At 60.4% G+C, this 20154-nt stretch carries 21 protein-coding genes and 1 tRNA gene; 13 read left to right on the top strand and 9 right to left on the bottom strand.

Features of this window, described 5'->3' with window-relative positions:
• Window positions 1-9 precede the first annotated feature (9 nt).
• On the top strand, window positions 10-951 hold the full coding sequence (locus P3C39_RS19015; protein ID WP_275954090.1) for a glyoxylate/hydroxypyruvate reductase A: 942 nt from the start codon (window positions 10-12) through the stop codon (window positions 949-951).
• On the opposite strand, the gene P3C39_RS19010 is transcribed toward P3C39_RS19015, so the two are convergent.
• Window positions 952-1314, bottom strand: coding sequence for a hypothetical protein (locus P3C39_RS19010; protein ID WP_275954091.1), 363 nt, complete (start codon window positions 1312-1314; stop codon window positions 952-954).
• A gap of 286 nt (window positions 1315-1600) precedes the next feature.
• Entirely contained in the window at window positions 1601-2530 is a 930-nt protein-coding gene (locus P3C39_RS19005) for a methyltransferase domain-containing protein (protein WP_063169969.1), read from the bottom strand.
• A 106-nt stretch (window positions 2531-2636) separates the two neighbouring features.
• On the opposite strand from P3C39_RS19005, the gene P3C39_RS19000 reads away from it, so the two are divergent.
• Window positions 2637-3647: a ligase-associated DNA damage response exonuclease gene (locus P3C39_RS19000; protein ID WP_275954092.1), complete on the top strand. Its 1011-nt coding sequence runs from the start codon at window positions 2637-2639 to the stop codon at window positions 3645-3647.
• A 4-nt stretch (window positions 3648-3651) separates the two neighbouring features.
• Complete coding sequence (locus P3C39_RS18995; protein WP_275954093.1) at window positions 3652-5253, top strand: cisplatin damage response ATP-dependent DNA ligase; 1602 nt, start codon at window positions 3652-3654, stop codon at window positions 5251-5253.
• A gap of 20 nt (window positions 5254-5273) precedes the next feature.
• Here the strand turns inward: P3C39_RS18995 and P3C39_RS18990 are convergent, their stop codons facing one another.
• Window positions 5274-6413, bottom strand: a complete 1140-nt coding sequence (locus P3C39_RS18990; RefSeq protein WP_275954094.1) for a hypothetical protein — start codon at window positions 6411-6413, stop codon at window positions 5274-5276.
• Between the two features lie 331 nt (window positions 6414-6744).
• Between P3C39_RS18990 and P3C39_RS18985 the strand changes: the two genes are divergently transcribed.
• A tRNA-Thr gene (locus tag P3C39_RS18985) sits at window positions 6745-6820 on the top strand.
• A gap of 48 nt (window positions 6821-6868) precedes the next feature.
• Here P3C39_RS18985 and P3C39_RS18980 read toward each other — a convergent pair.
• From P3C39_RS18980 to P3C39_RS18955, 6 genes are all read right to left on the bottom strand, one after another.
• Window positions 6869-7849 (bottom strand): GlxA family transcriptional regulator, encoded by a 981-nt coding sequence (locus P3C39_RS18980; RefSeq protein ID WP_275954095.1) that lies wholly within the window; start codon window positions 7847-7849, stop codon window positions 6869-6871.
• 29 nt (window positions 7850-7878) lie between these two features.
• Window positions 7879-8691 carry an alpha/beta hydrolase gene (locus P3C39_RS18975; RefSeq protein WP_013527951.1) on the bottom strand — a complete coding sequence of 271 codons (813 nt, stop codon included), beginning with the start codon at window positions 8689-8691 and terminating at the stop codon, window positions 7879-7881.
• A gap of 72 nt (window positions 8692-8763) precedes the next feature.
• The gene (locus P3C39_RS18970) at window positions 8764-9906 is read right to left on the bottom strand and encodes a glycine betaine/L-proline ABC transporter ATP-binding protein (RefSeq protein ID WP_275954096.1); all 1143 of its coding nucleotides are present in this window, start codon (window positions 9904-9906) and stop codon (window positions 8764-8766) included.
• Window positions 9899-10786: a proline/glycine betaine ABC transporter permease gene (locus tag P3C39_RS18965; RefSeq protein ID WP_275954097.1), complete on the bottom strand. Its 888-nt coding sequence runs from the start codon at window positions 10784-10786 to the stop codon at window positions 9899-9901. The genes P3C39_RS18970 and P3C39_RS18965 overlap by 8 nt, the downstream gene beginning before the upstream one ends.
• Window positions 10787-10871: 85 nt before the next feature.
• Window positions 10872-11846 (bottom strand): ABC transporter substrate-binding protein, encoded by a 975-nt coding sequence (locus P3C39_RS18960; RefSeq protein ID WP_275954209.1) that lies wholly within the window; start codon window positions 11844-11846, stop codon window positions 10872-10874.
• Window positions 11847-11869: 23 nt separating this feature from the next.
• Window positions 11870-13999, bottom strand: coding sequence for an FAD-dependent oxidoreductase (locus tag P3C39_RS18955; RefSeq protein WP_275954098.1), 2130 nt, complete (start codon window positions 13997-13999; stop codon window positions 11870-11872).
• Window positions 14000-14094: 95 nt separating this feature from the next.
• On the opposite strand from P3C39_RS18955, the gene P3C39_RS18950 reads away from it, so the two are divergent.
• The 9 genes from P3C39_RS18950 to P3C39_RS18910 all read left to right on the top strand — a co-directional run bounded on the left by P3C39_RS18950 (window position 14095) and on the right by P3C39_RS18910 (window position 20154).
• Complete coding sequence (locus P3C39_RS18950; RefSeq protein WP_346016448.1) at window positions 14095-14997, top strand: LysR substrate-binding domain-containing protein; 903 nt, start codon at window positions 14095-14097, stop codon at window positions 14995-14997.
• A gap of 498 nt (window positions 14998-15495) precedes the next feature.
• Window positions 15496-15684, top strand: a complete 189-nt coding sequence (locus P3C39_RS18945) for a DUF2158 domain-containing protein (RefSeq protein WP_013527958.1) — start codon at window positions 15496-15498, stop codon at window positions 15682-15684.
• A gap of 151 nt (window positions 15685-15835) precedes the next feature.
• Window positions 15836-16267, top strand: a complete 432-nt coding sequence (locus tag P3C39_RS18940; protein WP_275954099.1) for an acid-shock protein — start codon at window positions 15836-15838, stop codon at window positions 16265-16267.
• Between the two features lie 45 nt (window positions 16268-16312).
• Entirely contained in the window at window positions 16313-16855 is a 543-nt protein-coding gene (locus P3C39_RS18935; RefSeq protein ID WP_275954100.1) for an RNA polymerase sigma factor, read from the top strand.
• An 86-nt stretch (window positions 16856-16941) separates the two neighbouring features.
• A complete protein-coding gene (locus P3C39_RS18930; RefSeq protein WP_275954101.1) occupies window positions 16942-17394 on the top strand; it encodes a hypothetical protein in 453 nt (150 codons plus the stop codon).
• 35 nt (window positions 17395-17429) lie between these two features.
• Window positions 17430-17846, top strand: a complete 417-nt coding sequence (locus tag P3C39_RS18925) for a periplasmic heavy metal sensor (RefSeq protein ID WP_275954102.1) — start codon at window positions 17430-17432, stop codon at window positions 17844-17846.
• A 111-nt stretch (window positions 17847-17957) separates the two neighbouring features.
• Window positions 17958-18245: a hypothetical protein gene (locus P3C39_RS18920; protein WP_013527963.1), complete on the top strand. Its 288-nt coding sequence runs from the start codon at window positions 17958-17960 to the stop codon at window positions 18243-18245.
• 173 nt (window positions 18246-18418) lie between these two features.
• Window positions 18419-19252 carry a hypothetical protein gene (locus P3C39_RS18915; protein ID WP_275954103.1) on the top strand — a complete coding sequence of 278 codons (834 nt, stop codon included), beginning with the start codon at window positions 18419-18421 and terminating at the stop codon, window positions 19250-19252.
• Window positions 19201-20154: a sulfatase-like hydrolase/transferase gene (locus tag P3C39_RS18910; RefSeq protein ID WP_275954104.1), complete on the top strand. Its 954-nt coding sequence runs from the start codon at window positions 19201-19203 to the stop codon at window positions 20152-20154. Before P3C39_RS18915 ends, P3C39_RS18910 begins: the two co-directional genes overlap by 52 nt.

The following is a 20154-nucleotide window of genomic DNA, read 5'->3' as shown; positions in this document are numbered from 1 at the left end:
AAGACCGCAATGGAAAAAGGCCGCATCCTGCTTGCCGTCACCGGCTTTCATCCGCAGCGCTGGCGCGACCTGCTGTCGGCCGAACGCGAGGTGGTGCTGGAGCCGGACGGCGCCAGCGACCCGTCGATCACCTATGCCGTGGTGTGGAAGCAGAAGCCGAACATCCTGGCGTCGCTGCCCAATCTGCGCGCCATCTTCTCGATCGGCGCCGGCGTCGACCATATCTTCGCCGATCCCGGCTTGCCCGACGTGCCGATCGTCAAAATCGTTGCCGACAACCTCACCCAGTACATGACCGAATATGTCGTCTGGCGGGTGCTCGACCATCACCGCCAGGGCCTGCTCTACCGGTCGCAGCAGTCGAAGAAGATCTGGCATGAGCCGCAGCAGAGGCCTGCCGGTGACATTTCGGTCGGCATCATGGGCCTCGGCAGTCTCGGCCGCGCCGCGGCCTCGGTGCTTTTATCGCTCGGCTTTGCCGTCAACGGCTGGTCGCGCAACGAGCGGCCCATGGCAGGCGTCTCCAGCTATTCCGGCGAGGCCGGGCTTATCCCCTTCCTCAAGGCGACCGACATACTGGTCGTGCTTTTGCCGCTGACGCCGGAGACCAAGGGCATCGTCAACTATGGCGTGCTGAAGGAATTGCGCAAGCGCAACGGCCTCGGCGGCTCGGTGCTGATCAATGCCGGGCGCGGCCGCCTGCAGAAGGATGCCGACATTTTGCGGGCGCTGGATGACGGCACGTTGAAGGAGGCAAGCCTCGACGTGTTCGAGGTCGAACCGCTGCCGAAGACCAGTCCGCTGTGGGGGCATCCGAAAGTGTTCGTGACGCCACATGCGGCGGCGACCTCCGATCCGGTGCATCTGGCGCCGATCATGCTGCGCCAGATGGACGCCTTCGAACGCGGCGAAAAGCTCGACAATCTGGTGGACCGCAAGGCGGGGTACTAGCTAGCCGGGCAGAGCAAGCTTCTTCTGCTTGTTTGGCTGGCCGCAGTCGCGTCGATCGATCGACCGGTTCATGGCATCGATCTCACCGCTCGCCTTGTCGGTATCGCGCTTGGCCTTCGAGCGCATGTCCGGCGTGAACGGGCCGAAGCCCATCGCCGGATTGGAGAAGGTCGGCTTGGCCTTCGTCGGCAGGTTGTATTGCTGCGCCAACCCGTTGCGCTGCGCCAGCAACTGGTCGCACGGCACGGTGTCGTATTGCAGGGAGGACTGGACGTTCGCATCCTGCTGTTCCGACATCGACGTGCCGCCGACACAGCCGGCGGTCAGCAGGCAAGAGGCCAAGATCATCATGTTCCAGCGCATCGGCTATGCTCCTCCTGATATCCCGCCCTGACGCGAGCAGATCGCAAATATCAGTCGCGCATGCAAATCGGACTTTTTCACAGCAGGAATGTTTGCGAGGCGGCGAGACTGCCCCTCCGCAGGCGCGCGGCTGACGGAGCATCAAACAAAAAACCCGCCTGTGCGGCGGGTCACTGGCGCAAATCAGCACCATGGGCGAAAATGTACCATAGCTGAGGGCAGGGTGTCAAGAAAAAATTCCTATCGCACCCGACGAAAAGCTGCCGACACCGCCGACCGGCTGTCGTCAGGTCTTTTGTTCAGCTGAGTTCGGAGCCCTGGCCACAACGACCAACCCGTTGACGTGTTCCCCGCGATCCTGCCGGATCGCGGTTGGTTCCAGTGACAGGACCGAAAGCCCGTTGGCGGCCAGCACGTCGAGCACATAGCGTTGCGCATGCGCATAGCGGCGTGACGGCAGCAGCGCGAAATCGCCATCGCCAGCCAGCGTCTCGACGGAAAACGCGAACAGGCCATCCGTGGCCAGCAGGCCGGCAATCGTCTTCACCACGCCGCCCAGCGCACCGACATAGATGAAAACATCGGCCACCGTCACCAGATCGGCTTTCGGACCGGCATAGGGAAAATCCCGCAGATCGGCCTTGTCGAGGAAATCGTAGACGCCCTTGGCCCGCGCCTTTCTCAGCATTTTGGCCGAAATGTCATACCCCTCCAGCCGGTCGGCGATCGGCCGCAGCCTCTGCCCCATCAGGCCTGTGCCGCAGCCGAGATCGAGCGCCAGCGCGAAGCGGCCCGGCCTTGCCGCTCGAATGGCCTGGTCGAGCATCCCAGGCAGGCGGTAACCCAGCCTGCCGACCAGGGACTCGTCGAAGCTCTCGGCATAATGGTCGAACAAGGTCTCGACGAAGGCGCTGGGGAGCGCATCGACCGCCGGCGCCTTGCCGATCAATTGCAGGTTCAGTGCAGCGCCTTGACGATCCGATGGATCGAGTTGCAGCGACATCGTCCACGCCTGCGCGGCCAGATCCGCCGCGCCCGCCGCCTGCTGCATCTCGCCGAGGCGAAACCAGCCCATCGCCCATTGCGGCGTTATTTCCAGCGCACCGAGCAGCAATTCCGCCGCCGCCGCATGATCGCCATCAGCGTGCAGCATCTCGGCATAGTCGGCGCGGCGATCGGCGTTCAAGTCGCCGGACGAAGCCTGAAGCGGTTTCATGGCGATGGGTCCTGCCGGCGGATCGAGCCGGCGGTGCTCTATGCGGGAGTCAGCAGTGACTTACAACAGGCTTCCCGCCGCGGAATTATATCCTATCTTGGAGACCATGCGCACCAGTGTTCTGCTTCACCCCCGGCCCGAGGGCCTCTATTGCCCGCCGGGCGATTTCTTCATCGACCCGGTGCGGCCGGTCAACCGCGCACTGATCACGCATGGCCATTCCGACCACGCGCGTTCCGGCCACCGCTCGGTGCTGGCGACGCAGCAGACGCTCGACATTATGGGGCTGCGCTACGGCGAGGATTTCGCTGGCACGACGCAAGCGGCACAACTGGGTGAGACGATTGCCCTCGATGGCGTCAGCGTCAGCTTCCATCCGGCCGGCCATGTGCTGGGCTCGGCGCAGATAGCGGTCGAGCATCAGGGCACGCGCATCGTCGCTTCCGGCGACTACAAGCGGCAGAGGGACGCGACCTGCGCGCCATTCGAGCCGATCCCGTGCGATGTGTTCATCACCGAAGCGACGTTCGGCCTGCCGGTGTTTCGCCATCCCCCGGACACCGAAGAAATCGCCCGCCTGCTGAAATCGGCCGCGCAGTTCCCTGAACGCTCGCATCTGGTCGGCGCCTATGCGCTGGGCAAGGCGCAACGGGTGATGCGGCTGTTGCGCGACGCCGGCTACGACAGGCCGCTCTACATCCATGGCGCGCTGGCCAAACTCAGTGAGTACTACCAGAGCCAAGGCATCGATCTCGGCACCCTCGAACCGGCGACCGTCGAAAGCGGCGGCAAGGATGATTTTGCCGGCGCCATCGTCGTCGGCCCGCCTTCGGCCTTCGCGGATCGCTGGGCGCGGCGGTTTCCCGATCCGATCTCGTGCTTTGCGTCAGGCTGGATGCGCATCCGCCAGCGCGCCAAGCAGGGCGGCGTCGAACTGCCGCTGATCATCTCGGACCATGCCGACTGGGATGAGCTGACCGCCACCATCAAGGAGACCGGAGCCGAAGAGGTCTGGGTGACGCATGGCCGCGAGGAGGCGCTGGTCCGCTGGTGCGAGCTCAAAGGCATCGCGGCGCGGCCGCTGCACCTGGTGGGCTACGAGGACGAGGGCGATTGAAGCCATGAACCGCTTCGCCGAACTTCTCGACCGTCTGGTGCTGACGCCGTCGCGCAACGGCAAGCTGACCTTGCTGACCGACTATTTCCGCAGCGTCGAGGATCCCGATCGCGGCCTGGCGCTGGCTGCCATCACTGGCGATCTCCACATCGCCGCGGTCAAGCCGGCGATGCTGCGCATGCTCGTCACCGAGCGCATGGATCCGGTGCTGTTCGGCTATTCCTACGACTATGTCGGCGATCTCGCCGAAACGGTGTCGCTGGTCTGGCCGCAAACGCCCGGAAACATCCCGAACCGCGAGCCGACGCTTGGCGAGGTTGTCGCCAAGCTGCAGGCGGCAAGCCGCTCCGACGGACCGAAGGTGCTGGCAGGGCTGCTCGACAGCGCCGGCATCTCGGCACGCTTTGCCATCATCAAGCTGGTCACCGGCGGCCTGCGCATCGGCGTGTCGGCGCGTCTGGCCAAACAGGCGCTGGCGGATTTCGGCAAGGTCGAGGTCGCCGAGATCGAGGAGCTCTGGCACGGGCTGTCACCGCCTTACACAGCGCTGTTCGCCTGGCTGGAAGGCAAGGCCGAAAAGCCCAGGAGCACGGCGTTGGCATTGTTTCGCCCGGTGATGCTGTCGAATCCGGTCGGCGACGGCGATCTCGAAAAGCTCGATCCGGCCGATTATGCCGCCGAATGGAAATGGGACGGCATCCGTGTCCAGGCGGTGGCGGAGGGCGGCATCCGCCGGCTCTATTCGCGCACCGGCGATGACGTTTCGGGCGCCTTTCCGGACCTCGCCGAGGCCATGCATTTTTCCGCGACGCTGGACGGCGAACTGCTTGTCGGCGATCCCCGGGAGGCGACGGGAACCTTCTCCGATCTGCAGCAACGGCTGAATCGCAAGACGGTGGCACCGAAGATGCAGCAGCAATACCCGGCCTTCATGCGCTGCTACGATCTGCTCCAGGTCGGCGGCGAGGATTTGCGCGCGCTGCCGTTTCGCGAACGGCGCGGCCGGCTGGAAAGCTTTGTCGCGACACTCGACCCGAGCCGTTTCGATCTGTCGCCATTCGTGGACTTCACGGACTGGCAAACGCTGGAGGAACTGCGCCGGGCGCCGCCGCATCCGATCATCGAAGGCGTCATGCTGAAGCGCTGGGACTCAGCCTATGTCGCCGGCCGGCCGAAAGGTCCGTGGTTCAAGTGGAAACGCGATCCGCACACAGTGGACGCGGTGCTGATGTATGCGCAGCGCGGCCACGGCAAACGGTCGAGCTTCTATTCCGACTATACGTTCGGTGTCTGGACAGGTGCCGAAGGCGAAGAAGAACTGGTACCGGTCGGCAAGGCCTATTTCGGCTTCACCGACGAGGAGTTGAAGCAGATCGACAAATATGTCCGCGACAACACGATCGAGCGTTTCGGGCCGGTGCGCTCGGTGCGGGCCGACCGCGACAACGGCCTGGTGCTGGAAGTCGCCTTCGAAGGACTGAACCGCTCGACCCGGCACAAATCCGGCGTCGCCATGCGCTTTCCCCGCATTTCGCGATTGCGCTGGGACAAGCCGGCCAACGAGGCCGACCGCATCGAAACGCTGCAGGCGCTGCTCGACCGCTAATTTCGCGCGTGCAGGGTTCGCTACGGCTCGATCGAAACGCGGATTTCGTAGATGTCGGCGGCCTTGCCCTGCTTGTCGAAGTCGGAATTGATGGCAATGGTGCCGGCCGAGCCCGGATGCTTGTCGGGAAACTGCACGTCGAACAGATATTCGTTCTGCTGCTGGCCGACCGCATAGCGCTTGCGGCCGCAGTCGCCGAGTTCGCCGAAATTGCAGTCGACCGAAATCTGCGTCTCCTTGCCTTCTTCGGAGCGGGCAATGATGTCGAACACGGCATGTTTGCCGGCCAGTTTCTCCAGCACGCCTTGTCCAACGTCGAAGCTGATCGCCGAACCGGACGCGCCGGAACGGATGCGCAGGAACGAACCGGTATCGTCCTTCATCACCTCGGCCCTGGCGTCCGATGGCGCACTGACATGCGATGCATCGGCCGGCGAAAACACATTGATCCAGTCGCGCGACTGGTCGGCGGCGCCGGGTTTTGCCGGACCGCCGTCGGCCGGTGTGAAATCGTCGTCCTCGACGGTCGGCGGCGCTTCAGGCGGTGCGGTGTCGAGTTGGGCCGACGTCTTGAACACGCCGGTCTGCACGGCGAAGAACAGGCCGATGCCAACTGCTGCCAGCAGTGTCACGGTCAGGAAGATGGCGGTCAGCGGCAGGCGACGCCCTCTTATGCGTCGTTCATCGCGGTCGGGCGCCACTTCCGTGGTCGCGCCGGCCGAGGCCGGAACCGACATGTCGATGGCCGGAGCATCGGGAAGCGTGGCGTCCGGCATGATGTCGGGAACGACGGGCAGGACGCGCGAGCGCGGCGCATCGGCAGCGGATTGCACGGGGCCGTCGACGACGACATCGGGGGACGATGCCTGTCGGCCGGTTTCGACCGCGGACGCCGAGTCCGCTCCGAGTTCGACCGCCGGTGCATCGCCCTGCGGGCCGACATCCGGCACCGCCGGCAGGAACTCGGATTCGATTTCGGTGATTTTCGCCTGGATTGCCTTGCGGCGCTTGATGGCGACCTCAACGGTCACACCGGGATTGGCCTGGAGCGCGCGATCAAGCGCGGCAAAAGCCGAGCGATAGACCCTCTCGCGGAACGCGCGGTCCTCGGCATTGCCTTTCTCCAAGGCGTTCCGGATCGCTTTTTCGATCGCGTCCAAGCGGGTCCCTCTGTCTTTGCCAACCTTGCCGTGATCGTTAGCCGCAGGCGACCAATCAATCAACGGGCGAGCGGCGCATTCTGCCTCGCAGAGGTATGCAAAGTCCATTCCGGCGCTGTTCCGGCAACAAAATCAGCATGTTTCACCGATCTTCACGCGCGGGGAGCGCACGCACCGTGCGCCGCATCCCCTTGACGATTGATTGGCGGACAAGGCGGCGGCCGGCTTTCGAGGGTGCCATGACGCCGCCGCAGGAATTGCCAAGTCGCATCTTGAATTCGCGCCCGGTTGCGTCTATCACCGCCGCATCTTGGAGGCGTTGGCTTCCCGGGCCGCTTTAGCTCAGTTGGTAGAGCACCGCATTCGTAATGCGGGGGTCGCGTGTTCGAGTCACGCAAGCGGCACCATTTACTTGTTCACAGCCGTCCATTCGTTTGGGGCCGCCCCCCAACATCTCACGACTTAGATGGGACGGCTGACGTGCCTCGGGACTGCTTGAAGTCGGTGGGAGTAAGGCCAGTTTGGCGCTTGAAGGCGCGGCTGAAGTGTCCCGCATTGCTGAAGCCACAGCGGAATCCAATCTCGCCCATGTTTAGGTCGCTAACCTCGAGGAGCGTCTTTGCGTAGTGCACGCGTATCGCGAGATATGCCGACAGTGGGCTCCTACCGATTTCAGCAAAAAACAACCGTTCAAGCTGTCGTCTCGAAACGCTGAGCGACCCTGCAATGTCGCTGACAGCCAACGTTTCTTGGACGTTGCTCTCCATGAGAAGGAGGGCACGCCTCAGTTGTCTACTTTCGGCGTTTGGGAAAAGATCTCCCACGGGCTGGACGTCGCGGGTCGTCCTGACCCGATCAAGAATAAGGATCTTGGCAGCTTTCTCGCTGGCTTTCTTACCAATGGACTCTGCCACAAAATGACCAGCCAGGTCGGCCGCTCCGACACCGCCAGCGCAGGTTGCGCGGCTTCTGTCGACGGAGAACAGGCTATCCGCATGTGCCAAGACTTGCGGGAACATGGTACGGAAATCTTTGACGTGGAGCCAGCTCACGGACACGTTGTAGCCGTCCAGCAATCCATATCGAGCGAGTACGAAACTGGCTGTGCAGAGCGCCGTCAATCGAACTCCGCGCGATGCGGCCTTTAGCAGGAAGGCTTCCTTCTGGCTTCCAAGAGTATCGCCCGTGTTCAGAAGCCCCCCAACGACAACGATATCGTCGTATTCCTCCGGGTGCTGGAGTTCTCTCGTCGGCATCACTTCGATGCCGCAACTTGCGCGGATAGGCAAACCACGCTCGCCAACCACTTGCCAGTCGAACTCTACTCTTCGACTCCGATCATCCTCGTCGCCCGCAAGCCGCAGCGTGTCGACGAAAAGCGCAAACGGCGAAAGCGTAAAATGGCGCGTCAGCAGAAACGCAAACTTTCTGGCCATCTCTCGTCATCACCGGTTAGATCGGAGAACTACTGCAGCGTATCGAAAAGTGCCGCGACGATCATTTCAGGCGCATCTTCCTGGACGAGATGACCTGCTTGAGGCACGGCCGTCATCACCCCGTTGGTGAGCTTCTCGGACAATTTCTGTCCTTGCGCGATTGGGATCCACTCGTCTTCACGACCCCATAGAATTCGAACGGGAAAATTCATCGGCCTATAAAGCTTTTCGACTTCGTCGGTGAATTTTTGATCCATTTGGGCGATCTGTCGATAGAAGGCCGGCTTGCCTACGGGCCCAAGCCAAGGCTGCATGTAGAGGTCCAGAGCTTCGCTGCGAAGGGTCTGGAACGCCGCGCCTTGCAGGTACGCTCGCAAGATCGATTCGTGAATGTAATCCGGGGCGCCGGCAAACGCGGCTTCGTGCTTTCGCACATGCTGCACCAATGCGGAGCCCCAAGGGGCGACCGCCACAGGGTCGACCAACAACAGGCTACGATACCGCACATCGTTAAGATAGTGGGTGCGAAGTGCAGTCGAGCCGCCAAAATCATGACAAAGGACGTCAGGCTCCTTCACGCCCCACTCCTTCAACAGTGAGGCAAAAAGTTTGTTCTGCACGCCTAGCGACACATCCTGACCATCCGCCTTTGCGGATTGACCATATCCGAGGAGATCGAAGAAATAGACCGTCCGGCGTGAAGCTATGAGAGGCGCTATGCGGCGCCATACTTGTGACGAAAACGGCGTTCCATGAAGCATCACCAAGGGAGCGCCCTCCCCGATCCGGCCCCACGCAACGTCCTGGCCTTCAAAACGAAACGACTGATCTAGCTTCAGCATCGGTGCCTCTTGATAACCTCTATGATGATGATTGCGGAAATCGTCCCAAGGCGGAACGATCCCGAGCGACGCCTATCGTTCTGCGCGGTTCCCCGGGTTCGCCGGCTGATTGGCAGAGTACAACACCGGTCGAAATGAACTGGTGCCCCCACCGTTTTCGCTACCCCACAGTCCGCCGTATCCAATCATGGCCGCCATGATCTGGTCCTTTGTCACTCGACCCAACGGTTTGCCGTGTCCGTCGACGACGACGCTCTCGTGCCCGCCATGCTGGCACATCAGCTTTGCAGCCGCATTCAGGGTGGTGTCAGCTGAGAGAAGAGATTTCGGCAAAGCGCTCGCCGGATTTGACGGCGTCATAATCGCGTCAACTCGTATTATACGTCCTCTGTTGACGTCCTTTACAAACGAGGCCACGTAGTCATCTGCCGGCCGAAGAACGATGTCCTGGCTCGAACCTTGTTGAACTATCTGGCCGTTGCGAAGGATGGCAATCTGGTCTCCCAGTCTCAACGCCTCATCAAGATCGTGCGTGATGAACACGATCGTTTTTTTCACCTCCTGCTGAATATTCCGCAGCATCTCCTGCATGTCTGATCGAATGAGGGGATCGAGGGCAGAAAACGCCTCGTCCATCAGCAGGATTGGCGAGTCGCTTGCCAAAGCCCGAGCCAACCCGACACGTTGCTGCATGCCGCCCGAAAGCTGGTTCGGATACCGGTTTTCAAATCCGTTCAACCCAACGCGTGAAATCCAGCGCATCGCCTTTTCACGATGCCTATAGCGATCGCCGCCTTGGATCTCCAGGCCGTACAGGGTGTTCTCCAGAACGTTGCGATGCGGAAGCAAAGCAAATTTTTGAAACACCATCGCCGTGGTGTTGCGACGAAAGGCCCGCAAAGCATGCTCATCCAGTTTGAGAACGTCTTGGCCGCCAACGATGATCTGGCCAGCCGTCGGCTCAACCAGCCGGTTAATGTGCCGTATCAAGGTGGATTTCCCGGATCCCGAAAGGCCCATTATGACGTGGACCTGGCCAGCAGCCATATTGATGCTAACGTCGTTCAGTCCAAGGACAAGCCCGTGGCGTTCGTTCAACTCATCTTTCGTCATGCCTCTCGCCAATGCATTCAGGTGGTTGTTGGCATTGGCTCCGAAGAGCTTGAACAGATGTGAGATAACGATTCCGACTTGTTTTTCTTCACGATCAGGCATGCATCAACTCCAGGTGTCGCTGCAGCCGCTTGCCATAAGCTTGGCTGATACGGTCAAAAATGATGGCGATACCAACAATGGCTAGTCCATTGAACAAACCCAGCGTGAAATACTGATTGTTGATCGCTTTGAGGACGGGTTGACCCAAACCCTGCACCCCGATCATCGAGGCAATGACGACCATGGCTAATGCCATCATGATGGTCTGATTGACGCCAGCCATGATGGTCGGCAGCGCCAGGGGAATCTGGACGTCTCGCAGCTTTTGCCAATTGGACGAACCGAAGGCATCGGCCGCCTCTAGTACGTCCTTGTCCACGAGGCGGATGCCCAGATTTGTCAGCCTGATCATGGGAGGGATCGCATAGATTACGACGGCTATCACACCAGGAACCTTGCCGATTCCCAGCAGCATCACCACCGGGATCAGATAAACGAAGCTTGGCATGGTTTGCATGACATCGAGTACCGGATTGATGACCCTCTGGATGCGCTCCGATCTCGACATCGCAATTCCAACCGGCGCACCGAGCACGATGGCTATGATCGTCGAGACAAGGATCATGGACACCGTCTTCATCGTATCGTCCCACATGTTCAGGAACCCGATTGCAACGAGGGTGACGACGGTTCCAGCCACGGTTGTCAAGTTTCGGGATGCAAGCCATGCCAGCCCAGCCGCCAGCGAAATGATCAGCGGCCAGGGCGTGTCGGTTAGAAAGTGCTCGCACTTGATCAGAAGGTACTGCAACGGCGCGAAAACGCCCTCAATTGAATCGCCGTATGTTCGGGTGAAGGTTCGAAAAGCGTCATCCAGCCCCTTTTTGACAAGCCGCAAGGCCTCGTCATTGAGATGGGGAAAATTTGTCAGCCAATCCATGAGGAGTTCTCGGTCGGTCAGCCCAGTGAGGGCAATGGCGGTCGCAATGATGGCCGCTCTAAAGGCCACCACCGCGACACGTTGATTAAAGTGCCGCTTTGATTTTTCCGGCGACGCCGACCGGGACCCACTTGGCCCAGATATCCTCGCGTGTCTTGAGGAAATACTTTGCCGCATCGTCACCAGTGGCCTGGTTGTCGGTCATCCAGGTCAAGAGACCGTTCACCGTATCGTTGGACCACGACCGGGTTTGCAGGTACTCCATCACTGCGGGATCAGTACGATCCGAAAAGCCTTTCGTGACGATCGTCTTTACTCGATCTTGCGGCCAAACGTTTGGCTTTGGATCGGCACAATCCGCCACTGTATTGCAACGCTTCCATTCAGCCTGATTGTAAGGAACCCCGAAGTCGAGCTTCACCATTTCATACTTTCCCAGAATCGACGTCGGAGCCCAATAGAATCCGAGCCAGCCTTGGTGGCGCTCATATGACTTTGCTATCGATCCATCCAAGCCGGCTGCCGATCCGGTGTCGATCAAGGTGAAGCCGGCTTTTTCAGCGCCGTAGGCTTTGAAGAGCTGCGTTGTAACAACCGTCGCGCCCCAGCCCTGAGGCCCATTGAAGACCGCCCCTTTCGATGAATCTTCAGGTGCTGGAAAGAGCTCCGGATGTTTGAGCGCATCCGCAATGGTTTTGATATCCGGGTGTGCTTCGGACACATACTTTGGAATCCACCACCCGTTGACGCCACCATCTTTGAGGGCCGCGCCAGTTTCAACAAGCTTGCCTAGCTTGATGCCGGTAGCGACAACATCTGGCAGCAGATCGACCCAGATCTCGGGAGCAACATCGGGCTTTCCCTTTTCGATCATGGAGGTGACCGTCGGCACGGTGTCCCCTTCGAGAATTTCCGCATCACATCCGAACCCAGCTTTAAGAATGAACTTGTCCAGGCTTGCCAGCACTTCAGCGCTCTGCCAATTCATGCTGGAGATTGTCAGCTCATCGCAGCTTGATGCAGCATTCGCAGGGAGTGACTCCAGTACAAGAATTGTCAGGCACGCCGCCAGTGGGAGATTTTTCACGTCGTTTCCCCTTTCATTTGCCTATGTGTTACTGAGTAGCGCGCTTGATCGGAGCCGGTCTGTCCGGCGACCGTGATGACGGAACAGACACGCAACGCATCAAAGAGCGCAGCATGGATGTTCCTCGAAGAGACCGCGTCACCAATCCGGAACAACACGAAATCACCGGCCGGATTCACCGTTCGGTACTCGGCTTTGCCGTCCAATAGAGATGCTACTTCTATTTGGCCGTTGTTGACTGAATGACTTTGAAGATCGAAGTACAATTCAGCGTTTTCTTCCGTCCCGACTTCATAGAAGACATGATCGGCCTGGAATTTTTCTTCCAGGTCGGTGAGGACGTTTCGCACGGTGACGGTCAAACGGTTGCCGTCAGGGCTCAAGGCAACGATCTCACGGTCGGTGAGGAAGTTCACCCCGCGCTGATACAGGTTGCGCATGCCGACGCCGTAGTTCGTCGGCCCGAGATTATGAAGAGGTGTGCGATCCGGCGTTAAGAGAGTGACGCAAGCACCGGATTGGGTTGCTACCTCCGCCGCCACCAGCGAGTGATGGTCGCCTCGATCGTCGAAAATGATGACCTCTCCAACAGGAGGCTGTCCGGTGAACACGTCCCAAATCGGCCGGGCAAGATGCGCGCCGCCAATGTTCAGCGAGCGCGGCAGTGCGCCTGTCGCGATCACCACCAACACAGGTTTCTCACGCAGGATGTCCTCGGCTTCCGCCAGCATGTTGTAGCGAACATCAACGCCGAGATGCTCGAGTTCATTGACCAGCCAATCGATGACCCCGCGCATCTGGCGCCTGGTGGAACCTGCGGCCGCCATGTTAATCTGCCCACCCAGCTGGTTGGACGCTTCGAACAGGGTCACCCTGTAGCCCCGCTCGGCGAGAACACGGGACGCCTCCAGTCCTCCTGGCCCTCCACCAACAACGACAGCGCGCAAACCCGCTATTTCATGGCGGCGAAAGCGATGCGGGAAGAAACGCTCGCGACCGGTCGCGGCATTCTGGCCGCATAAAGCGTCTTTGCCTTGATTAACCCGGTCTGCGCAGTAGTTCATTCCGACGCAGGTGCGGATACGATCTTCCTGCCCGGTTTGCAGCTTTGAGACCAGGTAGGGATCGGCGATGTGAGCCCTGGTCATTCCCACCATATCGACAATGCCGTCGCGCAGGGCATGGCGAGCAGTTGCGATATCGGCAATGCCTCCTGCATAGAATATAGGTAGTGAAACGGCCTCACGTATGTCTTTGGCAACTCCAAGGAAACGGGCTGCGGGAGTGCCCATAGGAGGCATCCATTGAGCCAAGCCCAGATCGTCGTATGGCGCTCCCGCAAGCACGTTGAGGAAGTCGACCAGGCCGCACTGCTCAAGCCGCTGGGCGATCTCGATGCAGTCCTCGCGGCTGAGCCCACCTTTGAGGAAATCGTTACCGGTGATCCTCAGTCCTATGATGAACTCGTCGCCCACAGCATCGCGGACGCCGTTCAGGACGTCGAAGGTGAGTCGAAGCCGGTTCTCCAGGGAGCCGCCATAATCGTCCTGTCTGAAATTGATCAGAGGGGATAGGAATTGTCCCAGCAAGTGCGAGTGCGACAGGATTTCGATTCCGTCAAAACCGCCCTTTTTGCATCGTACAGCCGCGGCCGCAAAGTCCTTGGTGACGCGTACTATGTCAGCCCTTTCCATACTCTTTGGATAGGCTCGGTGCGCCCGTTCTCGCGTGTTAGATGGTCCTATTACTGGCAGCCATTCCCCTACGTCGCTGGATGTACGCCTCCCCATATGTGTCAGCTGACACATAATCGCGGCGCCATGGGAATGAACGCCCCCGGTAAGCAGTTCAAACCAAGGCAGGATGCTGTCATCGCCGGCATAAAGTTGCCCAAACGCGGACGGGCTGTCCGACGAAACGTTGGTCGATCCCCCCACCACCGTTAGAGCAAGCCCTCCCTTGGCCTTCTCCTCATGATAGAGCCGGTAGCGCTCCGTAGGCCAACCGTTCTCTACATAAGCCGGCGCATGAGCGGTGCTCATAATCCTGTTTCGAAGTTGCAGAGACCTGAGCTGGAATGAATCGAGCAACGGGTCCTTTTGTCGATGGCTATCGTGAGATGGCACTCTTGGCTTCCTCAGCGTATTATGGCTGGGACTATGATTACGGGGTGCTTTTCGGATAGTCAGCGTAAGATCGATCACGCCTGAGGTAAATCAGATTGACGTCTCGTCCGCCTTTGAGATTGCCGCCACTACACAGTCTGGTCGCGTTCGAAGCGGCGGGAAGCCACATGAATTTTACCGCTGCGGCTCATGAGTTGAATGTCACCAGGGAAGCGGTAAGCATGCAGGTCAGGCTCCTGGAATCCAGGCTTGGCGCCAAATTGTTCGAGCGGGGGCAACGAGGCGTGGCACTTACAGAATATGGGCGCCAATTTCACAATACAGTTTCAGAAAGCTTATGGCTGATCTCAAGGGAGTTTAACGAGAAAGTCGCTGACATTCCGGCAAATGTAACAGTTAGTACAACCGTTGCATTTGGAAGTTGCTGGCTGATGCCGAGGTTGGCTGATTTTCGAATTCGCAATCCCGGGATCAATATAAAACTGGTTGAAACCGATGAATGCTTGGATATGAGCAAATTCGGGATAGACATTTCGATTAGATATGGTCGCGGTGACTGGAATAGATTGAAGTCCGAGAAAGTGTTTAGTGAGGAGTTTTTTCCGATTTGCAGTCCAGGATATGTAAATGCTGTCGGCGCCGAAAACCTCCGCAAGTTTCAAAACGTGACGCTGCTGCATCTAGATGGGCGGGCTCACGAATGGGAGAATTGGGACAAGTGGCTTGAATTCGCGAAGCTAACTTCTTTACGCCCTCAGCAAGGAATCTGGTTTCAGAATTACGACAATCTGCTGCGGGCCACCCTCGAAGGGCAAGGGTTGGCGTTGGGATGGACACGCCTTGTTGAGGAGAAGCTGTCAAATGGGAGTCTCGTACGCCCTTTTGACCTCACCCTCACGACCGGCAATGGCTACTACATTCTTGAAGCTCCAGCGAATGCTCCAAATCGTGCCAGCAAGATCTTTAGGAACTGGATACGCGACAAAATGCGCATCTAGTCCCGTCGCCGTCGGGCGCTCATGGCAACCATGCAAGGATTTTTTCGTGTGTAACAGCGCCGTTACCCGCTGAAGGCCGCACACAGTAGTGTTCTTGTACATCGCGGATTTATACTGATTCGTAACTGGCTAGCTTTCCAGTTGAGTTCATGGACTACGCGCCCTCACTTGCGTCGGGTGGGATGGCCGATCCCATGCTGATTCAAGGCGCGGGCAAGGACGTTACGGGACGATGTCTAGGGAACTCGTTGCGACCCGCTTGGCATTTGATCGGCTGGCGGTCTTCGGCGCCGGTGGCCCCTGGGCTCGACGGTCAACGATTACTCGATCAGCATGAGCCGGCAATTGGCTGCCCGCAAGCGCACCATCCCCCCTCCTTTTCGTCGTCTACCCCTTCGCATCTGGTGCAAAGGATTGCGGCGCCGGCCTGGCAGATCTGCCATTGTCGAGACCCCGGTTTGGTGTGAAACTCATGGCCTCAGCATGGGAGGTCAAAAAATGCCCAACAATTTCAAGACCGGAGACGTGGTCAAGCTGAAATCCGGAGGCCCCAGGATGACGGTCAGCGATGGCGCAGCCTCGGGCATGTATCTGTGCCACTGGTTCAATCGCGAGGGCGAGGTGTGGACCCCGCAGCATGCCGGGTTCAAGCCCGAACAACTGATTGCGGCCGACCAGTCGGACTAGAGCTCCTTCCATCCCGATCGACGGGATGCGCACCCGAGCACGAACGGATCAGCACGCGCGACCGACGGATTTTCCGGGTCGCGGCGTTTAACGGTTGAAGCGCGATGACGGCACAAGCCGTCTGCGTCGCGCCAAGCTGGAGACGCACAACATGATCAGCCGTTCGATATTAGTCGTTGCCTTGAGTTTGCAGACCGTTGCGGCTCTTGCCCAGGCAACGACCCCGCCTGCACCGCAGACCGCCGCGCCACTTGCCGCGCCAGGCGCGTCGGGGACCAGGTCCGACATCACGCTGGCCAAATTCCAGAAGCGGCGCGAAAAGGCGATCATGGCGGCCGACACGGATGGCGACGGCAAGATCAGCCTGCTGGAATGGGAGGCCTTTCAGGCGAAGCGCAACGTCAAGAGCGACGCCGCCAAATCCTTCCCGCGGATCGATTCCAACCATGACGGCTTCATCGATCGCGCCGAACTCGATGCCTTCTTCGCCAAGCGCTTCGCCCGGCTGGACAAGAATGCCGACGGCATTTTGACGGCCGACGAACTGCCGGGCCACAAAACCGCTCCCAAGCAAGAGCAATGACCAAGAGGCAATGACGCGCGATGAACATCGGGAGTGCGCCGACTGATGGCTGCGGATCCGGACGAGGAGCTGGTTCGCCGTGTCGGCGCCGGCGAGCCGGCAGCCGTGCAAACGCTCGTCGCGCGCAAGCTGCCGCGTATCCTGGCGCTTGCCGTGCGCATGCTCGGCGATGCGGCGGAGGCCGAGGATGTCGCGCAGGAAACCTTCGTGCGGATCTGGCGCCATGCCGCGAGCTGGCGGCGCGGCAATGCGCGCTTCGACAGCTGGATCCACCGGGTGACGCTCAACATTTGCTACGACCGGCTGCGTCGCAGGCGCGAGTGGGTGACCGGCGACCTGCCGGACGTCGCCGATCCTGCGCCGCTTCCCGATGCTCATTCCGAGGAAGAAGCCCATCGGGTCGAACGGGCGCTGCAAGCCATAGCGCCGCGCCAGCGCGAAGCGATCGTTCTGGTCTACTATCAGGAGATGTCCAATATCGAGGCGGCAGCGACACTGCAGATCAGCGTCGATGCCCTGGAAAGCCTGCTCGCGCGCGGCCGGCGGTCGCTGCAAGCGATCCTGGCGGAGGATGGCGCCGATGAGTAAACGCCGGGCAAGCAGCAACGCAGCACGGCCATTGCGCCTTGCTGGTGCCGCCTGGCGCTCGGCGCCGACGGGCAAGGGGGAGACACATGGCTGAAGGGTCCAGGAACGAACCCGCAATGGATGCCAGGCGCTTTGCCGCCTTGGCGCAGGCCTATGGCGGCGACTTGCGGCGATGGCCCGAGGCCGAGCGAATGGCCGGCACGGTCTTTGCCGCAAGCGACGCGGGCGAGGCCATCTTGAGGCAGGCCGGGACACTTGACGCGCTGCTCGACAGCTACCGCGTCGACGCCCCGGACAAGGCACTGCACAGCAGCATTCTGCAGGCTGCCGGCCGGCACATCGTCCAGCGCCGGCGTCAGTGGTTCTGGTGGCTGGGACTTGGACTTGCCGGCATTGGTCTGGCCGGTGCCGTGGCAGGACTGGCCCTGGTGACCATCGTCACGCCGGAGGTCCAGCCGGACCACTATGTGCTCGATGCCGATGTAACGGCGTTTGGCGATGCCGGCCCGGATGCCGAGAACGGTGAGGAAAACCTATGAGCCCGCGCTGGATCCGTGGTCTGGTCATTGCTTCCGTGGTGCTGAACGTCTTTCTGGCCAGCGCATTTGTCGGTGGCGCGGTCTGGCTGAGAAATGCCAAATCGGGCTTCTCCCTGGAATCGGCCGGCCGACAGCTGCCCGACCAGGACCGCAAGGCGTTCCGCGAGGCGCTGCGCCAGGTTCGCGTGCAGTCCCGTCAGATTATTCTCGATGGCCAGCAGGCGAGGCAGGAGGCAGCGGACCTGTTGCAGCAGCCTGTCATGGATAAGGCCGCCTTGTCCGCCGCCCTGGAACGGGCACGCAATGCCGATGTGACGGTGCGCAGCCGGCTTGAACAGGCCATTGTCGACTTCGCGGCGAGCACATCGCCTGAAAACCGGAGCGTGCTGGCACAGGCGTTGCTGCGCCATATGGAACGCCGCGCCACCGTTACGCCAAAAAAATCGCCATGACGACCGACGGAAAAGGCCGGAGACGCCGTTTAACGATGCGAAGGGACAAGCCTGCCCTGTGCACCATACAGGACGGCCATCTTCATCGTCGAAAGCACTCGGAGTCCAATTATGAGTCGCCTGAAAAACTATGCAGCAACCGCTATCCTGGCCATCGGTGGAACTGTCGCGACAGCCTCCGCGTCCAGCGCAATGCCCATCGTGTCCGTTGCCAAGCCAGCCACCCCGGCACTGGTCGAGCATGTCCGCTGGGGCTGCGGCATCGGCTGGCACCCTAACAGATGGGGCCGCTGCGTGCCGAACGGCGTCGTCGTCGTGCGCCCGCGCTACCACTACTGGCACGGTCCGGCCTACGTCTGGCATCCGCATCATCACTGGCGCCACTGGCACCATTACTGATCAAAGCACCGCGGGGCCAGGCACCTTCGGGGCGGCCCCGCGCGAGCGCTGGCGCGCACCGGACAATCCCGACCAGCCGAGTTAAGGTTAAATTCACTATACATTTGTTCTTAGCCCGCAAATAATCGAAGAATTTCCCGAAACTATGCTCAGGCATCTTCGTGGGAAAATCTGTGGTTCAGCTTCAAGGTCTTGGACGGGTGCTCTGCCATCCGCTGACGCTGGCCGTGGTCAGCCTTGCAGGCGTCTTCGCCGCCGGACGGGCCGAGCACGAATGGCTGTCGGTGCCGTTCTCGCTGGCGCTGGTGGCTGCCCTTGCCGGACTTCTGTTCCTGGCTTCGGGGCGCCTTGCCTTTTCCGTCTATCTCGCCTGGATGGGCATTGCCTTCGTCACCGTGGTTTCGGCGATCAAGTTCAGGCTGAAGGGGTTTTCGCTGCACTTCTACGACACGGTCTTCGTGTCGAGGGATCCGGAAGTGTATCGTTTCCTGCTCGGCTCCTACCTCCATCTGATCGCGCCGGTCGTCATTGCCCTGGGGCTCGGCATTACGGCGGCGGTGCTTCTGTTCCGGATCGATCGGAAAATCGGCTGGCCGGTGTCGGCACGCGTCCTGGTCATGGCGGCGCTCGTCGTTCTGGTGCCGCTGACCTTTCCGGCCGAGGCCTCGAAGGACCGCTATTTCTACTACATGCAGGGCCGGCACATGTCGGCCTTCTTCGTCTCGCTGCTGGATTTGCACAACCTGGTTGTAGAATCGGGCTTCGAAAAGCGGCTGCAAGCCGTGGCGCCGCAGCCGCCTTTTGCCGACACGGTCGATTGCGGCGACCGGGCTGATCTTCCCGACGTCTTTTTCGTGCTCAGCGAAAGCCAGTCCGATCCCGGCTATTTTCCGCAGGTCGGCAACGGCGCGGGATTCCTGCAAGATTCGCACCGGGGGCCGGCACGCCGCACCAGATGCAGGTCGAGACGTTTGGCGGCGGCACTTGGATCACCAATCTGTCGCTGATGACCGGCCTGTCGGCCACCGATTTCGGCTGGCGAAGCCCCTATCTGACCATCACCCTGCAGGACAAGGTCGCCGGAGCCTTGCCGGAGGTGCTGGCGCGTTGCGGATATCGGACTGTCGTGATGACGCCGATGGACTTTTCGTTCGTCAATGAAGGGCCGTTCCTGAAATCGATCGGTTTCGAGACCGTGCTCGACATCAAGGACATCGCCGCGCCCTTCTATCACCTGCGCGACAACTTTTATTACCAGGCGGCCGAGGCATTCATCGCCAGGCACCATAGGGAAGACGGCCGGCCGCTGTTCCTCGAAATCCAGACCATGTTTCCGCACTCACCCTATGAGGGGCGGATGGAGCCCGGGCTGAAGGTCGAGGGCGAGCCTTTCTCGGGCGATTTCCAGACCAATGAGTATCTGCGCCGGATGGCGGTAGCGCGCGGCGATTTCCAGGATTTCCTCGACAAGAGGCAAGCGGATGCCGGTGAACGCGGCGCCGTGGTGCTCGAATTCGGCGATCACCAGTCGTCGGCGACCAAGCCGTTCGTCGAGGCGATCGCCGGGGACGACGCCTTGGCGACCCCTGGCTCGCTTGCCTATCGCACTTTCTACACGCTCACCACCTTCAACCATCCTTTGCGCCATCCGATGCCTGACCTGGCCCCGCTCGACGTCGGCTTCCTCAGCGCAAGCCTGCTCGACGCCGCCGGCCTGCCGATGTCGCCTGTCATGGCCGATCTCGTGCGCCTGCGCGACCGTTGCGGCGGCAGGTTTCATGGTTGTCAGGATCGGGCGGAGGTCGATGCGCATCTGCGTAGGCGCGTCGATTCAGGGCTGCTGTATCTGTTCGCCGAAGCGGCGCCGCTGCATGGGCTGGCGCCGCTCCAATCTGTGGATGCCCGTTAA

It is taken from the genome of Mesorhizobium sp. XAP4, assembly GCF_029269325.1.
GTDB classification, from domain to species: Bacteria; Pseudomonadota; Alphaproteobacteria; order Rhizobiales; family Rhizobiaceae; genus Mesorhizobium; species Mesorhizobium ciceri.
This window is presented reverse-complemented; position numbering and strand designations above follow the sequence as displayed.

What these genes read in the sequence shown, in the direction of transcription:
- P3C39_RS19000 (WP_275954092.1), top strand. Translation starts at nt 2,637, where the DNA reads ATGCGCACCAGTGTTCTGCTTCACCCCCGGCCCGAGGGCCTCTATTGC.
- P3C39_RS19010 (WP_275954091.1), bottom strand. Translation starts at nt 1,314, where the DNA reads ATGCGCTGGAACATGATGATCTTGGCCTCTTGCCTGCTGACCGCCGGC.
- P3C39_RS18935 (WP_275954100.1), top strand. Translation starts at nt 16,313, where the DNA reads ATGGCTGCGGATCCGGACGAGGAGCTGGTTCGCCGTGTCGGCGCCGGC.
- P3C39_RS19005 (WP_063169969.1), bottom strand. Translation starts at nt 2,530, where the DNA reads ATGAAACCGCTTCAGGCTTCGTCCGGCGACTTGAACGCCGATCGCCGC.
- P3C39_RS18920 (WP_013527963.1), top strand. Translation starts at nt 17,958, where the DNA reads ATGAGTCGCCTGAAAAACTATGCAGCAACCGCTATCCTGGCCATCGGT.
- P3C39_RS18995 (WP_275954093.1), top strand. Translation starts at nt 3,652, where the DNA reads ATGAACCGCTTCGCCGAACTTCTCGACCGTCTGGTGCTGACGCCGTCG.
- P3C39_RS19015 (WP_275954090.1), top strand. Translation starts at nt 10, where the DNA reads ATGGAAAAAGGCCGCATCCTGCTTGCCGTCACCGGCTTTCATCCGCAG.
- P3C39_RS18975 (WP_013527951.1), bottom strand. Translation starts at nt 8,691, where the DNA reads ATGCTGAAGCTAGATCAGTCGTTTCGTTTTGAAGGCCAGGACGTTGCG.
- P3C39_RS18930 (WP_275954101.1), top strand. Translation starts at nt 16,942, where the DNA reads ATGGCTGAAGGGTCCAGGAACGAACCCGCAATGGATGCCAGGCGCTTT.
- P3C39_RS18910 (WP_275954104.1), top strand. Translation starts at nt 19,201, where the DNA reads ATGCAGGTCGAGACGTTTGGCGGCGGCACTTGGATCACCAATCTGTCG.
- P3C39_RS18965 (WP_275954097.1), bottom strand. Translation starts at nt 10,786, where the DNA reads ATGGATTGGCTGACAAATTTTCCCCATCTCAATGACGAGGCCTTGCGG.
- P3C39_RS18980 (WP_275954095.1), bottom strand. Translation starts at nt 7,849, where the DNA reads ATGGCCAGAAAGTTTGCGTTTCTGCTGACGCGCCATTTTACGCTTTCG.
- P3C39_RS18945 (WP_013527958.1), top strand. Translation starts at nt 15,496, where the DNA reads ATGCCCAACAATTTCAAGACCGGAGACGTGGTCAAGCTGAAATCCGGA.
- P3C39_RS18940 (WP_275954099.1), top strand. Translation starts at nt 15,836, where the DNA reads ATGATCAGCCGTTCGATATTAGTCGTTGCCTTGAGTTTGCAGACCGTT.
- P3C39_RS18970 (WP_275954096.1), bottom strand. Translation starts at nt 9,906, where the DNA reads ATGCCTGATCGTGAAGAAAAACAAGTCGGAATCGTTATCTCACATCTG.